This is a genomic window from Leeuwenhoekiella obamensis (assembly GCF_055391795.1).
Window position 1 is genome coordinate 2,562,760 of record NZ_AP029251.1, and the last position, 16,610, is coordinate 2,579,369.

General features: G+C 39.0%; 10 protein-coding genes. 6 read left to right on the forward strand and 4 right to left on the reverse strand.

The window, feature by feature from the left end; genetic code table 11:
* Positions 1-3: 3 nt before the first annotated feature.
* Together ACZ5L8_RS11400 and mvaD are read right to left on the reverse strand one after the other, a co-directional pair.
* Positions 4-942: a mevalonate kinase family protein gene (locus ACZ5L8_RS11400; protein WP_464437592.1), complete on the reverse strand. Its 939-nt coding sequence runs from the start codon at positions 940-942 to the stop codon at positions 4-6.
* Between the two features lie 26 nt (positions 943-968).
* Complete coding sequence (mvaD, locus tag ACZ5L8_RS11405) at positions 969-2,051, reverse strand: diphosphomevalonate decarboxylase (RefSeq protein ID WP_464437595.1); 1,083 nt, start codon at positions 2,049-2,051, stop codon at positions 969-971.
* 102 nt (positions 2,052-2,153) lie between these two features.
* On the opposite strand from mvaD, the gene ACZ5L8_RS11410 reads away from it, so the two are divergent.
* The gene (locus ACZ5L8_RS11410; protein ID WP_462597198.1) at positions 2,154-2,630 is read left to right on the forward strand and encodes a TspO/MBR family protein; all 477 of its coding nucleotides are present in this window, start codon (positions 2,154-2,156) and stop codon (positions 2,628-2,630) included.
* Here the strand turns inward: ACZ5L8_RS11410 and ACZ5L8_RS11415 are convergent.
* Both ACZ5L8_RS11415 and ACZ5L8_RS11420 read right to left on the reverse strand, forming a co-directional pair.
* Positions 2,627-3,151, reverse strand: a complete 525-nt coding sequence (locus tag ACZ5L8_RS11415) for a DUF1697 domain-containing protein (RefSeq protein WP_464437597.1) — start codon at positions 3,149-3,151, stop codon at positions 2,627-2,629. The two genes, ACZ5L8_RS11410 and ACZ5L8_RS11415, sit on opposite strands and share 4 nt — an antisense overlap.
* Positions 3,148-4,401 (reverse strand): BaiN/RdsA family NAD(P)/FAD-dependent oxidoreductase, encoded by a 1,254-nt coding sequence (locus tag ACZ5L8_RS11420; RefSeq protein WP_464437599.1) that lies wholly within the window; start codon positions 4,399-4,401, stop codon positions 3,148-3,150. Before ACZ5L8_RS11420 ends, ACZ5L8_RS11415 begins: the two co-directional genes overlap by 4 nt.
* Before the next feature lie 457 nt (positions 4,402-4,858).
* On the opposite strand from ACZ5L8_RS11420, the gene ACZ5L8_RS11425 reads away from it, so the two are divergent.
* From ACZ5L8_RS11425 to ACZ5L8_RS11445, 5 genes are all read left to right on the forward strand, one after another.
* Complete coding sequence (locus tag ACZ5L8_RS11425; RefSeq protein WP_464437602.1) at positions 4,859-7,978, forward strand: SusC/RagA family TonB-linked outer membrane protein; 3,120 nt, start codon at positions 4,859-4,861, stop codon at positions 7,976-7,978.
* A gap of 4 nt (positions 7,979-7,982) precedes the next feature.
* Positions 7,983-9,680, forward strand: a complete 1,698-nt coding sequence (locus tag ACZ5L8_RS11430) for a RagB/SusD family nutrient uptake outer membrane protein (RefSeq protein WP_464437604.1) — start codon at positions 7,983-7,985, stop codon at positions 9,678-9,680.
* A 145-nt stretch (positions 9,681-9,825) separates the two neighbouring features.
* On the forward strand, positions 9,826-11,376 hold the full coding sequence (locus ACZ5L8_RS11435) for a beta-N-acetylhexosaminidase (protein WP_464437606.1): 1,551 nt from the start codon (positions 9,826-9,828) through the stop codon (positions 11,374-11,376).
* 398 nt (positions 11,377-11,774) lie between these two features.
* A complete protein-coding gene (locus ACZ5L8_RS11440; RefSeq protein WP_464437607.1) occupies positions 11,775-14,918 on the forward strand; it encodes a SusC/RagA family TonB-linked outer membrane protein in 3,144 nt (1,047 codons plus the stop codon).
* A gap of 17 nt (positions 14,919-14,935) precedes the next feature.
* A complete protein-coding gene (locus ACZ5L8_RS11445; protein ID WP_464437609.1) occupies positions 14,936-16,564 on the forward strand; it encodes a RagB/SusD family nutrient uptake outer membrane protein in 1,629 nt (542 codons plus the stop codon).
* The last annotated feature ends 46 nt before the right edge of the window (positions 16,565-16,610 follow it).

The window sequence follows — 16,610 nt, forward strand, 5'->3', positions numbered from 1 at the left end:
TTTCTAGAAGCTGTAGACCACCTCTAGTTTATGCTCTTTAAGAGCTTCGCGCGCTTTATCAATGTTTTCTGTAAAGCCTAAGATATAACCGCCGCCTCCAGAACCACAAAGCTTCAAGTAATAATCATTACTTTCAAGACCGTTTTGCCAAAGTTCATGAAATTTTGCAGGGATCATCGGCTTGAAGTTGCTTAAAACTGTTTTAGACAACACCTTCACATTCTTAAAAAGCGACTTCACATCACCTTTTAAAAAGTCGTCAACACAAGCATCTGTATGTTTAATAAACTGATCTTTCAGCATATTACGGAAACCTTCTTGCTTCATGTTTTCCATGAAAATGTTAACCATAGGTGCAGTTTCACCTATGATACCACTATCTAAAAGAAAAACAGCTCCTTTGCCATCTGGCGTTTGAGAAGGAATACCTGCAGGCTCAATATTGTCTTTACTATTGATAAGAATAGGCAGGCTTAGATAACTATTTAATGGATCAAGACCAGAGGATTTACCATGAAAAAAGGATTCCATCTGCCCAAAGATCTTTTTCAGTTCTAGCAGTTTTTCTCTGGTAAGATTTTCTAAGATCGTGATCTTATCTGTAGCATATTTATCGTAGATAGAAGCTACAAGAGCACCGCTACTTCCCACGCCATAACCTTCTGGTATGGTACTGTCAAAGTACATTCCGCTCTCGATATCTGCCTTAAGACGTGCGATATCAAAAGTCACCAGTTCTGGCTCTTCTTCCTGAAGTTTCTCAAGATAAGTAGCGTAAGCCTTTAAATTTTGATTAGACCTTTTTGCCTTTTCATCCAGATCTTTTTCTACTTTAAGTGCACCCTTATAGAAGTTATAAGGTATAGATAAGCCCTTAGAGTCCTTGATGATACCATATTCACCAAAGAGTAGGATTTTAGAATAAAATAAAGGTCCTTTCATACTATAATTATCAGGCGGTTGCAAAGTTACGGTTTTTTCACTCCGCTGCCCACGCTATCACAAATATAACGTCCTTGTTGACAGTAAGCAACCACATTAGTCTTAACAAATTCTAAAACTTTGTCTTTTTCCCTTTCGGGGAAAAGTAAATGCACATTAGCACCAGCGTCTAATGTAAAGCAAGCCGGCACGCCAGTCTTTCTACGGAATTCCCAAATCGCATCAATGATCTTAAGCGTATTAGGTTTCATTAAAATGAAATAAGGATCGCTCGTCATCATCATCGCATGAAGTGTCAACGCTTCATTCTCTGTAAGTTTTACAAAACCTTCTAGATCGCCTTCCTTAAGAATACGGATCATCTCGCGCATATTCTCATGCGCCTGCTCAAACCTTCCTGCCGCGAAAGGATGATTATTCATCAGGTTATGACCCACAGTGCTGCTCACAGGTTTCTCGCCCTGATCTACCAGCAAGATGATATCTTGAAAGTTCTCAAAAACAGGATGCAATTCATCAGAAAAAACCTTCCCGTAAAGATCATCACTTCCTTCTACACTCTCTGATTTTCCCCAAACCATCATCGGTCCGCGTACACTGCGACACGCACTACCACTGCCTAAACGTGCCAAAAACGAAGTTTTTTGCTCGATCATCTCAACAGACATCTCTTGAGAAACTTCTGCTTCTAACTGCACAAGACAATACGCCAGCGCGCACATCCCACTTGCAGAAGAGGCAATACCGCTACCATGCGGAAAAGTATTAGACGTCTCGATCTTAAAACTATACTCCTTCACAAATGGAACGTAGTCTTGTATAAGTTCAAAAAACTGAGCGATCTTAGGTTCAAACTGAGGTTTATGCTCACCGTCTAGAAAAACTTTAAAATCAAATTCAGGTTTACCAGCTTCCTTCTTTGTGTAATACAGTTTTGTTCTTGTATTACAAGCATCAAGTGTAAAACTTATAGATGGGTTTTTAGGCAGCTGAGTTCCGTGTTTTCCCCAGTATTTTATAAGTGCAATATTGCTGGGCGCTTCAGCTTCAGTAAATCCTGCTTCGGGTAAAGTTGCCAGTGGTAATGGCAAAAAATCAGTTTCAATCATGCTGCAAATATAAGAGCATTTTAAATTCTCGCCTGTTCAAAAGTTTTTCAAAGACAGGAACTCAACGCATTTTTTATATTTTAGTAGTCTAGATAATAAAGAATGGGCAACAAATTAATTTTAAGAATCATCACATCTGTAGGCTTTTGCCTCATTCTGGGATTCTTTGCTCATATCTCATACCAAGCTAGTATTAATACATGGTATGCAGATCTCAACAAGCCGTCTTACACACCTAGTCACAACTTCTTTGTTTGGGTATGGCTGTTTATCTTTATCACTATGGGTGTTGCCGCCGGTTTTGTGTGGAACAAAGGTTTTTATCACAAATGGGTAAAAACAGCGCTTTATCATTTTGTTTTTCAGATCATCATTAATGCGACATTCTTCTTAGTGACCTTTGGAGCAAAATCACTAATTCTAGGATTGATCTGTTGTTTAGGACTTTTTATTCTACTGATCTTTACGTTTAAATGGTTTGCGATCGTAGAAAAGATCGCCGGCATTTTACTTATACCTTATATTATATGGATAGGCTTTATCGCATTTATCCTTTTTCAAATTCTTAGACTTAACTAAGATCCTGCCAGATCGATCAATTTATTTAAGGTATTTAAATTGCGTGTAGTTGCTCTTACTTTCAGTTTATTTTCAAAGAAGTTATTGCTCAGTTTTGTTCTTCCGGCACCATTGGGTAAATGCAAATAAATACAGCCAGGAGCATAGGCCCACTCTTCTGGAGAGAAATCAATAGCCTTTAAATTTGATAGATTTTCGCCGGAAGGCTCATCAAAAAGTAAAATAAAATATTCCTTACCCGTAGCGTCATACGGTTTATTAGATACGACCTCTTTGATAAAATCTGGCTCAATTACAAGCACTTCAACTTCAAACCCGAAGGATTTCATGATCACTTGAGCTATTAATTTTTGCAGCGCAGCACTTTTGGCGGAAGCCTTAAAAATCACATTCCCGCTCTGTATATACGTCGCAACATCAGTAAGGCCAGCGTTTGCAAGCGCCGTGCGCAAGTCGGCCATTTTGATCTTTTTCTGTCCGCTTACATTAATGCCGCGCAATAAGGCGATGTGTGTTTTCATGCGTTATATTTTTTTGCAATAGCTTCTGCGGCGAGATAGCCGCCCGTCCACGCATTTTGAAAATTAAACCCACCCGTAACCGCATCAATATTGAGCACTTCGCCCGCCAAATACAGATCAGGACAGATCTTACTCGCAAAAGTGGTAAAATCAACCTCTGTCAGATCTACGCCGCCAGCCGTGGTAAACTCATCTTTAAATGTGCTTTTACCGCTTACGCGAAAAGTACACTGCGTCAAACTCTGCGCAATATGCTCAATTTGCTGCTTATTTATGTCTGCCCAGATCACATTCTCTGAAACTTGCGAACTAAGAACAAGATTATTCCACAGGCGTTTAGGAAGATCAAACGGGTTGCGTTTTATCACCGTTTGTTTCGCGGAAGCGAGCTTAAAATCTTTCATGATCTCAACCGCCTCATTAAAGCTAAAATGATCTAACCAATTTACCTGCGCCAAGAAATTATATTCCATTGCATGCAAGACGCGCGCCGCGATCGCCGAAAGTTTTAAAACCGCCGGCCCACTTATACCCCAATGCGTTATCAGAATAGGACCAGAACTTTCATCACCATTCGCTCCAGGAATTTGAAGCGCGTCACCATTAAGGTCTAATAACTTAATTGAACCCTGCGTCGCCACACCAGGAAGACCCATAATTCTATTATCTTTAATATTAAAGGTAAAAAGCGAAGGAACCGGAGCGATCGTTTTATGACCCAACTGTTCTAGAAGTTTCCACATTTTAGGATTACTACCGGTACAGATCACAAGATCATCACAAATAAAATGCTCTGTCTTACTTTTTAAAAACCATCTATCCTCATTGCGTTCAATCTCAGCGATAGCGGTTTTTGTGAACAAATTAATATTGTATTTTTTGGCTTCTGCCAAAAAACAATCTATAATCGTCTCAGAAGAATCTGAAACCGGAAAGATTCTATTATCCTCTTCAATCTTAAGATCAACTCCCCTATCCTCAAACCATTGCATCACGTCGCCTGTCATGAATTTATGAAAAGGCCCAAGCAATTCTTTCTCACCGCGAGGATAATGCTCAGTAAGCGGTTTCGGGATAAATTCGGCATGAGTGACATTGCATCTTCCACCACCAGAAATACGCACTTTGCTAAGAAACTCACCACCACGTTCTAAGATCGCGATGCTAAGATCTGGACACATTTTTGCCATATTTATAGCGTTAAAAAATCCGGCTGCACCACCACCTACTATTATTACATTGAAGTTCATAGTGCGCAAAGATAAGATTGTCCTTTCAGATTATAATTCTAAGAGATATTAAGGCGGTTATTTTTTGGCTTTAAGCCAAAAAACTTACTCAACTACAAACTCAAAAATTGGGTTTGCTAGAAGAATTAACAAAAAAAATGGACGTTTAAAAAAATGTAAAATCGATTTAGTAAGGCTTGATTTTGAGGCTAAAACATTTTTTTTAGTGAAAATATTAGGCATTATAAAACCTTTTAGCGTTAGAAAATATTCACCTATCTCGGTAAATCAATAGAAAAACTACAACGGTTTCGTAAAATCAATATGATTTTTTGAAAGATTAATATTTGACATTGAAACATTACAATTTTTGCGAAATCGATTTCGAAATTTCAAACGTTATAGTAACCGGATTTTAACCTTTTATTTACATATTTTTAACTCTCACGAAAACAATCAAGCAAACTAAAAATTGATCATGAAGCAATTAACTATTCAAAGATTCTTATTGGTTCTTTGCCTTTTGCTTACTGGCTTGTCTTATGGACAAACCAAAACAGTAACCGGTACAATAACTGATGAGTCAGGTTCACCTATCCCAGGTGTGAATGTTCTTGTTCAAGGAACAACACGGGGTACCTCCGCTGATTTTGACGGTAATTACTCTATCGATGTCGCGCCAAGCGAGTCGTTAGTTTTCAGCTACGTAGGCTTTACCACAAAAACAGTTGCAGTAGGCACTCAAACACAAATTAATGTATCACTCGCCGAAGAAGCAAGTGCACTTGAAGAGGTAGTTGTTTTGGGGTATGCGGCTCAAACAAGAGGAGATGTTACAGGTTCTGTGGCGTCTGTAGATGTTGAGGAAGCAACAAAACAACCTATTGTAAGTGCTGCAGAAGCTTTACAAGGTAGAGCTACTGGTGTTACAGTTACTAATAACGGTAACCCAGGATCAACTCCTGTAGTACGTATTAGAGGTTTTGGTTCTACAAACAGTAACGACCCTTTATATATTATTGACGGGGTACAATCTGATGATCCTAGCATCCTTAACTCTATCAATCCTAACGACATCGCACAGATGAACGTTCTTAAAGATGGTGCTGCTGCTATTTATGGTGCAAGAGCATCAAACGGGGTTGTTATCATCACCACAAAATCTGGAGGTTACAACCAGGCAAAAGCTACAATATCTGTTGATGCTTACACTGGTGTATCAACAGCTACTAACTTGCCTACTCTATTGAATGCTCAGCAGCATGGTGAGATGATCTTTCAGAGTTTAAGAAATGATGGTGCTGCAGTGCAACACCCTCAGTATGGTAGTGGACCTGATCCTGTAGTTCCAGATATGCTACAGGGCGTAAGTGTTCCTGTGACCGTAAATCCTAACGGAACAAATTGGTTAGACCAAGTTTTCACTACTGCGCCTACAAGCAGTGTGTCTATGACATTATCTAATGGTAATGAAAATGGCAAATATCTTTTCTCTGCTGGATACCTTAAAAGAGATGGTATTATGATAGAAACTGGATATAAGCGTGCAACTTCAAGAATCAACTCAGAGTTTAGACTTCTTGATTCAAAATTAAAGATAGGAGAGCACGTGAATATCTCTTATTCTGACACACGTACTGGTGGTGAAACAGATAACGCATTAAGATCTTCTCCACTTGTACCAGTTTATGATGACAACGGAGATTTTGCGGGTACATATACAGCAGCAGCTGGATTATCAAACCCTACAAACCCAGTTGCAAACCTTATTAGAGCAAGAGATGATTATCGCCACTCTTTTAGAGTTTTTGGAGATGTTTACGCATCTTACGAGATCATTGATGGTTTAACTATCAAAACTAACCTTGCTGCAGATATTCGTAACTATAATGACAGAAGATTTCTTGCTGTAAACCCAGAGCACAGTGAGGCTCGCTCAGTAAACACACTTTATGAGCAAGACTTCGTAAGAGACGAGTGGCTATGGAACAACACCTTGAATTTCCAGAGAACATTTGGCGATCATAACTTAAATGCCCTTGTGGGTGTTGAAGCCTTAAACCAACATTTTAAAGGAAAGGATATCTTCCGTAATGACTATCTTTTTGAAGATCCTAACTATTATAACCTAAGCAATGGTGCTGGAGCTGCAGTAGTAAGCTATGCGTCTGAATCACTTTCTACGCTTTATTCAATCTTTGGTACCGTAAACTATGACTATGCTGGCAAATATTTTGTTACAGGTACTCTGCGTCGTGATAAGTCTTCACGCTTTGTTGGAGAAAACAAGAGCGATGTTTTCCCTTCTGTAAGTGCTGGTTGGGTTGTAAGTAAAGAAAATTTCTTCCCATCAGACGGAGTTGTAAATAGATTAAAGTTTAAAGCATCTTATGGTGAGCTAGGTAACCAAACATTACCTATCGCATATCCACAAACTGATCTTTCTAGCCTTAATGAGTCTAACTCATACTACGTTTTTAATGGAAACTCAGGAATTTCAGTAGGTGCTGCGCTTAATCAAGTAGGTAACCCTAATATTCGTTGGGAAACTAGCCAAACTACAAACTTTGGTGTTGAAGCAGATCTTTTTGATAGCGATCTTTCGATAGGGCTAGAATTCTTTAAGATCAAGACTGATGGCCTTATATCAAGAGATAATAGCTTGATCAGTACAACTGCAATTGATGCCTTCGCTCCTTTTAGAAACCTTGGTGCTGTAGAAAATACAGGTTTTGACTTTACAATTGGTTATAACCACACGACTAAATATGGTTTAAGCTATGGAATCAATGCTAATATATCTCAGTATAAAAATGAGGTAACTGATCTGATCAGTGCATTCTATTCTAACGGAGCATCAAGAGTTGGTAACCTAACTCGCACACAAGTAGGTCAGCCTATATCTTCATTCTATGGTTATGTTGTAGAAGGCATCTTCCAGTCTGAAGAAGAAGTTGCAAGTGCTCCAGATCAAGGTTTTGGTAGTCCAGCCGATGGTGTAGGTAGATTTAGATACCGTAATATAGATGGTGATGAAAATATAGATGCAGATGATAGAACTTTCATAGGTTCTCCTCACCCCGACTTTACTTACGGTATGAATCTTAATGCTGAATATAAAGGATTTGATATTTCGGCATTCTTCCAAGGTTCTCAGGGTAACGATATCTATAACTATGAGAAGATCTATACAGACTTCCCTACTTTCTTTAATGGAAATAGAAGTGTAAGAGTTTTAGATTCATGGACCCCTACTAATACAGGAGCATCTCTACCTCAATTAAGCAGTGTTATCACAAACAATGAGGCAGGACCTAACACTTATTTCGTAGAAGATGGATCTTATTTAAGACTTAAAAACCTTCAGGTAGGATATAATTTCTCTAAAGACATGTTAGACACTTTAGGGTTATCTAACCTTAGAGTTTACCTTCAAGGTACTAACATATTTACGATCACAGATTACACAGGATTTGATCCAGAGATCAGACCGCGTCTAAATAATGATGGAACTCCAAACAACTTAGAAATTGGTATTGATGACAATGTTTACCCATTGGCACAAGTATATACAATTGGTGTAAACCTAAAATTTTAAAAAAATGAAAAAGAAGTTTATTTACCTTTTAACCGGTATCCTGGGCTTGACAGTTTCATGTGGTGAGGAATTCACAGAACTTACACCCCTAGGCACACTGAGCAACGATCAATTAGCGAATGCTCAGGGTGTAGACCTTAAACTTACAGCTGCATATTCAGTACTTGATGGGCAAAGAAATGACCTTTCGGGTAATGGTTTTGCAGTAAGTAGCGACAACTGGTGGTTTGATGTAATATCAGACGATGCACATAAAGGAAGTACAGATGGTGACCAGTTGCCACTCTTCCAAGTTGAAACATATGACTGGCAAACTAACAATGAATACTTCCTAGGTAGATGGTCAGCATTGTTTGCAGGTGTAAACAGATCTAATGCTGTTATTTCTTTGATCGCTTCACTAGAAGGAGATGATTTTTCTGCGAAGCTTGCTGAAGCAAGATTCTTAAGAGGTTTCTTCAATTTTGAACTTCAGAAAATATGGGGTAATGTTCCTTATATCTCTGAAGATAACTATGTAAACACTGAGTTTAACCAACCTAATCCTGGACCTATCTGGGATCAGATAGAAGCAGATTTTCAATTTGCAATTGACAATCTTCCTGCAGCTCAAGACCTGCCTGGTAGAGCTACTTCATGGGCGGCAATGTCAATGAAGGGTAAAGTTCATCTATACCAAGGAGAATATGGTGAAGCCTTGACTTTACTTCAAACAGTGATCGATCAAGGACCATATTCACTTAATGCAGAATTTGTAGACAATTTTACCCTTGCAGGTGAAAATAGTCCAGAATCAATATTTGCGATTCAATTTGCTGCTGATGATGCACAATCTTTTAACGGTAACGTAGGTGGAACACTTAACTTCCCTGGTGGAGGACCTTTCAACTCTTGTTGTGGTTTTTATGTTCCTACTCAAAACTTAGTTAACGCTTTCCAAGTGGATGGTAGCGGACTTCCTCTACTGGATACTTTTGGAGACAGTGATGTAGCGAATGATTACGGAATTAATAGCGATGAGTCTTTCACAATTGAAAGTGATCCTTTAGATCCTCGTGTTGACTATACTGTAGGACGCCGTGGTATTGACTATAATAACTTTGGTGAAAACCCAGGTAAAGATTGGGTGAGAGTTGGTTTTTCTGATATCTCAGGACCTTATTTACCTAAAAAGAACATTTACTATGCTGGCGAAGGAGCTAACATGGGTACAGGTGGCTGGGGACAGCAACACTCTGGTGTGAACTATAACATCATACGTTTCTCTGATGTTTTATTAATGGCTGCTGAAGCTGCTGTTGAGAAGACAAACCCAGATTTACCATTAGCTCTAAATTACGTGAACAGAGTAAGAAACAGAGCTAAGAACATGACCCCAGAACAAGCAGAAGACGGTTCAGGACCTGCAGCAAATTATGATGTAGAGCCATATCCATCATTCGGAAGCGTTGAGTATGCTCGCAAAGCTGTACGTTTTGAGAGAAGACTTGAGCTAGCTATGGAAGGTCATAGATTCTTTGACCTTGCGCGTTGGGGTGTAGCATCTCAAGTTCTTAACGAATACGTGCAAGACGAAACTAGAACAATTTCAAACTTTGGTCCTAAGACTAAATCTTTTCAAGCGCATATGAAGATCTTACCTATCCCTCAGGATGCAATAGATCTTAGTCAAAATGTGCTTACACAAAATCCACAATATTAATTATAGCAGATTAATTTTTGAAAGTTGGAAAACGGGGCTTAGGCCCCGTTTTTTTTTTGCTTCTATTTTAAAATCACAAGCCATAATTCCTATTCATTAATAGATTTTTCAGATATTTAAACGTTTTATTAAAAATGCATCTGCCATGATCAACCTTTCCCAAAAAAATGTACTTAAACCCTTAAGACTCATTTTTCTTTCTTTTTTATTCGTTTTTGTAAGTTGCGGCGAATCAAAAACTCCACCGCCATTCATTAAACTCTCAGAAGCTAGTTTAATTCCTGCACCTGTTGAGGTAAATCAAGGCAACGGCTATTTTGAGGTAAACGAAGAAGTTTCAATCGTATCCAGTGATGAATCATTAGCATTTGTTTCAGATTATCTTGCAAAAGCGATTAATAGCAGAACTGGGCTTTCGCCAAAAGAAAGCAGCGAAGAATCTAAGAATACTATTTCGCTACAGCTAAAAGATGATGCGGCATTCGCTTCCGCGGAAGCATATACAATAGAAATAAGCTCAGAGAATATTGAAATTTCTAGCCCTAGTGAAGCAGGAGTCTTCTTTGGAATCCAAACTTTGATACAATTACTTGATGGCACAAAGGATAATGAGAGATGGGCCGTAGGTGCTGGTGAGATAAATGACAAGCCTAGATTTGATTACAGAGGTAGTATGCTGGATGTATCTAGACATTTTTTTACGGTAGACCAAGTAAAACATTATATAGATCTTTTAACTCCATATAAATTTAATCACTTGCATTTACACCTAAGTGATGATCAAGGTTGGCGTATTGAGATCAAATCCTGGCCAGAGCTTACTAAAGTGGGTGGAAGTACAGAAGTAGGTGGTGGAGAAGGCGGTTTCTACACACAAGAGGATTATAAGGAGATCGTAGCATATGCAGCTGAAAGATATATCACTGTGGTTCCAGAAATTGATATGCCAGGTCATACTAATGCGGCACTGGCTTCTTATACCGAGTTAAACTGTGATGATAAAGCCACAGAGCTTTATACAGGTATTGAAGTAGGTTTTAGCAGCTTTTGCGTAGACAAGCCTGTTACTTATAAGTTTATCGATGATGTTGTAAGAGAGATTAGCGCAATAACGCCTGGGAAGTATTTTCACGCAGGTGGCGACGAATCTCATGCTACTGAAGAAAAAGACTATATCAAATTTGTTGACAGCGTGCAAAAGATCGTTAGCAAGTACAATAAAACCATGATAGGTTGGGATGAAGTGCAATTGGCTTCTATTGATAGTAATACCGTAGCACAATTCTGGGCAAGCGAAGAAAATGCAAAAGGCGCTACCGCAAAGGGCAACAAATTACTTTTTTCGCCAGCGAGCAAGATGTATATGGACATGAAATATGACTCTATAACGAAACTAGGTTTAAAGTGGGCCGGATATATAGAATTAGATGACGCTTACAATTGGGATCCTTCTAACTATGTTCAAGACATCACAGATGATCAGATCATAGGCATTGAAGCTCCATTATGGACAGAAACAATAGAAACTACAAAAGATATTGAGTACATGGTTTTTCCTCGTCTTTTGGCTTATGCCGAAATAGGATGGTCGCAAGCAGAGAAAAAAGATTGGGAAGGATTTAAAAGTCGTTTGAAATTTCAACTGAAAAAATTGGACAAACTTGACGTTTTGTACTACAATTCTCCCAAGCTGTAAACCGACTAAAAGAATTTAGTCAACTTTGAAAACAGTAGTAAAATCAACCCTTTTGAAAGATTTAAATGTTAAAATCAAATTAATTTAGTAAAGTTATTAACATTTAATTAGGAAAAGGGATGCTCCATCACAGAGCATCCTTTTTCAGTTTTCATTGCATTATTCAGAATAATTATGATTACTAAATCGAATTAACAAATCTATCTTCTAACGATTCTTTGAATATGATGAAATATTCTAAAATTAAAAAAAACCAAAAGCCTATAAACGTATAACTTACATTTATAATAACACAAGTGTCACGCCCAATTACAACGTTTTCATAAACTAATTTTTATCTAATTTAGCACTCAAAATGCCCTTGGCTAAACGTAAAATCAATTTTTAAAAATTAAACTATGAAACAACAATTCATACGAAGCGTATTGTTTGTTTGTGCATCGTTTTTAGCAACGATTACCTATGCCCAAACGACTGTTAGCGGTACGGTGACCGAGCCTAATGGCCCGCTCCCAGGCGCAAACGTTTTAGTTAAAGGTACCACAAATGGTGCCACTACAGATTTTGATGGTAACTACACCTTAAACAATGTTCCTAGTAATGCAACATTAGTTGTAAGCTACGTGGGCTTTGCTACATTAGAAGTTGCCGTTAACGGAAGAACGACAGTGAATATCGCGCTTCAAGAAGACGATAATACGCTAGATGAAGTTGTTCTTATTGGTTATGGTCAAACTACAGTGCGTGACGCAACCGGTTCTGTTGCATCTGTAACTGCTGAAGATTTCAACCAAGGTGTGATTGCTTCTCCTGAGCAACTTATCCAAGGTAAAACTTCTGGTGTACAGATCTCTGAAACTTCTGGTGAGCCTGGTGCTGGTATCAATGTACGTATTAGGGGTTCAAACTCTATCCGTTCAGGGAACAACCCTTTATTCGTAATTGATGGTGTGCCATTAACTTCTGCAGGAACTCCTGCTCCTGGTGACCTTGCTTTTGGAGGAGGTTCAGGAAGAAACCCATTAAGTTTCCTTAACCCAAGTGACATTGAGAGTATCAGTATCTTGAAAGATGCTTCTGCTACAGCGATCTATGGTTCTCGTGGAGCAAATGGTGTTGTAATTATCCAAACTAAAGGTGGTAGAGGAACTGGTGGACAGTTTGAATTGAACACTTCTACAAGTATCGCTACTCCAGCAAGCAGATATAATCTTCTTGATCGTCAGCAGTACTTAAGCGCTCTACCAGATTATGGTGGTAACCCATCTGCTTTGGATTTTGGTTCTAACTCAGATTTCCAAGATTTCTATACTAGAGAAGCGATTAGCGTTTCTAACAACTTAAGCTATTCTCGTAGCTATAATACTGGTAACATTAGAGCATCATTTGGTTACAACGATCAGCAAGGTGTTGTAAAGAATACTGGACAAGAGCGTATCACTGGACGTCTTAATGCAACTCAAAGATTATTTGATGATAAATTGACGCTTTCTTTCCAAGGTACTTTATCTCGAGTAAATGATGAGGCTGCTCCTATATCTGGTAGCGCTGGTTCTACTGGTGACCTTATTGGTGCATCTATTACAGCAAACCCTACTTGGCCTATCGATCCAGAGTTCAACCCTGGAAGTAACTTGCTTAACCCAGTTAACTTGTTAAACAACTACCAGAGTAACTCTAATACAAACCGTTTTCTTGCTAACCTTTCAGCAGAATACCAGATCATCGATCCATTGAGTGTTAAAGTAACTGGAGGTTATGATACTAGTGATGCTCAAACTATCACTATTTTCTCTCCTAATGTTGTAGGTCTTAACAGAGTATCAGGAAATGGTCAAGGTAGCTACTCTACTTTTGATCAAACAAACACACTTCTTGAAGCTACTTTAAACTTCAAGAAAGATTTTGATAACATCTCTGTGGATGCATTAGTAGGTTACTCTTACCAAAAGTTTGACAGAAACGGTTTCAATGCTGGGGGTATCGTACTTGATCCTGATTTTGATACAGCTGCTCAGAACTTTGAAGATCAGTATGACGCTATCGCTGGAGCGATCAACGGTGGTTTCCAAAACTTTGGTTATGATCAAAACCGTGCTTACGTAAACCGTATCCTTTTTGATCAAGCATTTGAAAACTCTTTCGTGACAAACGATCTAACTCGTAACTTCACTGAGTACTTTACTGCTTTTTATGGTAACACCTTTGATAACTACGACGAACTTCAGTCTTACTTCACTCGTGTTAACTTAACGATCAATGATAAATTCTTAGTAACTGGTACATTCAGAGCTGATGGTTCTTCTACTTTTGGTGCTGATAACCGTTACGGTTACTTCCCTTCTGGAGCATTTGCATGGCAATTACACAAAGAAGACTTCGTAGGAGACAACATTTCTACTCTTAAACTTAGATTAGGTGCTGGTGTTGTAGGTAACCAAGAAGGTCTAGGTTATGGTAACTTCCTAAGAAGAACTCGTTTCTCTGATATAGGTATTACAGACAACCTTACTATCACAGATCCAGGTACTGTAGTTGTAGGTAACAACAACCCAGAACTTAAGTGGGAGTCTACTACAGACTTCAACGTTGGTCTTGACTTTGGTTTCAACGCAGATAGATTAAACGGTTCGATTAACCTTTACCGTAAAGAGACTAACGATCTTCTTTTAAGAAGTACATTAGCTGCTCCACAGGTTCCAGGAATCGAGACTATCTTCCAAAACCTTACTGATGGTACTGTAATCAACCAAGGTATAGAACTTGCTCTTGATTATGGATTCGTTGAGACAGAAGATTGGGATTTCGGAGCTTCTTTCAACGTTGCTTATAACGACAACATGGTAGAAGGAACTGATAGAGTAATTGACACTGCACCTATTAACGGTAACGGTCTTACTGGGGCTTTCGCCCAAAGACTACAAGCAGGTCAGCCTCTTTTCTCTTACTATATGGCAGAGTTCACAGGATTTGATGCAGATGGTAACCCTACGTATGTAGATGTTGACGGAAACGGTGTTGGTGACCCAGATGCAGATAAAAAATTCGTTGGAGAGAATGCTATTCCTGATGTAACTGCTGGTCTTTCTCTTAACCTAAGATATAAGAACTTTGACCTTGCAACATATTTCAATGGTCAGTTTGGATTCTCAGTATATAATGCTACAGATAACGCATTCTTCAATGCAGGTGGTATTACTATAGCTAAGAACGTAACTGAAGATGTTCTTTCAAGCGGTGAAGCTCCTGGTTCTACAGTAGCAGTATCAACTCGCTTCCTAGAAAGAGCAGACTTTGTAAGATTACAAACTATGAGTCTTGGTTACAACTGGACACTTCAAGAAGGTTCTCTAGTTGATAGAATCAGATTCTCTCTTACTGGTCAAAACTTATTACTATTCACTGGATATAGCGGTCTAGACCCAGAAGTTGCTACTAACACTGGTTCTCTTAACTCATCAGCTATTCCAAGTGCAGGTATCGACTATGCAGCATATCCAAAGCCGCTTACTGTAACCTTTGGAATTAACGCAAGATTTTAACAAAAAATAAAATGAAAATGAGAAAATACTTAAACTCAAAATTCATCTGGTCAAGGCTTTTCGTGGGAGTTTGCTCAGTAGGTCTCATGGTATCCTGCTCTGACCTTGAAATTGAAGAAACAGATTCAAAACAATCTCCTGGCTTCCAGGGGGTGGGTGATGTAGACCTATTTATTAGCGGTATCTACAATAGCTTAAATGGTCAGATAGGTGATCAAGCTAACCTTTACGCGTTAAGCGAAGTTACTACTGACGCTCAATTAGTACCTACTAGAGGTTCTGACTGGGGTGATAACGGTATCTGGAGACAGCTTCACCAGCACGACTGGAGAACTGACCACCAGTATATCACAAACACTTTCAACCAGTGGAACCAAACTCAGTTTGCTGCAACTCAGGTTTTATCAGATCTTTCTGGACCTAGCGCTGTTCAAGCTGCTCATGCTTCTTTCTTAAGAGCTCTTGGTGTATTCTTTGTTCTTGACAACTTTGGTCAAGTGCCTGTAAGAGATCCAGAAGCATCTTTGTTAGATAACCCAGAAGTATTAACTGGTCAAGCTGCTGTAGATCTAATGGTTTCTGATCTTAATTCAGCTATCGCTAACCTTCCTTCTTCTGGTCCTGGAAGCGGTGTAGGTACAAGTAGCTCTACTCATGCAAGAGCAACTAAAGAAGCTGCTCAGTATCTATTAGCTAAAGTTCTTTTGAATAAGCACATTTATTTAGGAACTCAGCCAGATCAAGCAGATCTTACTCAAGTGGTATCTCTTGTAGATGCTATTACTGCTAAGGGTTATGCTTTAGAAAGCGATTACTTTGACATCTTTAGAAATGAGCTTGACAGCGAAACTATCTGGTTCATCCCTACTTCTGTAGGTAACAGAATGTGGAACGGTCTTCACTACAACCAAGCTCCAGAGATCGCTGGTGGTGGTTGGAATGGTTTCTCTACTCTAGCTGAATACTACGATATGTTCGAGGGAGATCCTAACAACAACGAACCAGGTAATGGTCAAGAAGAGCGTAGAGGTTATGTTCCTACTTCAGGTCTTCCTGTAGGTCAGGTTGAAGGCGGTACTGATGGCAATGATGATGGCTATGCTGATGGGTCAAACGTTGGTTTTGGTTTCCTAGTTGGTCAGCAATATGATTATGATGGTTCTTTACTTAATGATCGTGGTGCTAACCCACTTACCTTTAAGAAAGCGTTCACTGATGGTAACGGTAACTCAAGCCTTATCAACAACAGCGAATCTACTGGTATACGTATGATGAAGTACAACCCTCGTTACGGTGGTTTTACTGAGCATGAGATCTTCTTTAGATATGCAGATGCTTACTTAATGAAAGCTGAAGCTATGATGAGACTTGGTCAAGATGCAACTGCAATGGTTAATACTCTAAGAACAACAAGAGGTGCTTCTGCATTAAACTCTGTTACTGAGGATGACATGCTTGCAGAACGTGGTAGAGAGCTTTATGCTGAGTTCTGGAGAAGAAACGATATGATCCGTTTCGGGCAATACACAAGAAACTGGGAGCTTAAAGCTAGCTCTGAAGTAGGTAATGCAAACAGAAATCTGTTCCCAATCCCTGCTAGTCAGTTAATTCTTAACCCTAATCTTACTCAGAACCCAGGGTACTAGAAATTAAATTTTGAATATATCCAGGAAGAGGGCTATTCTTATGAAA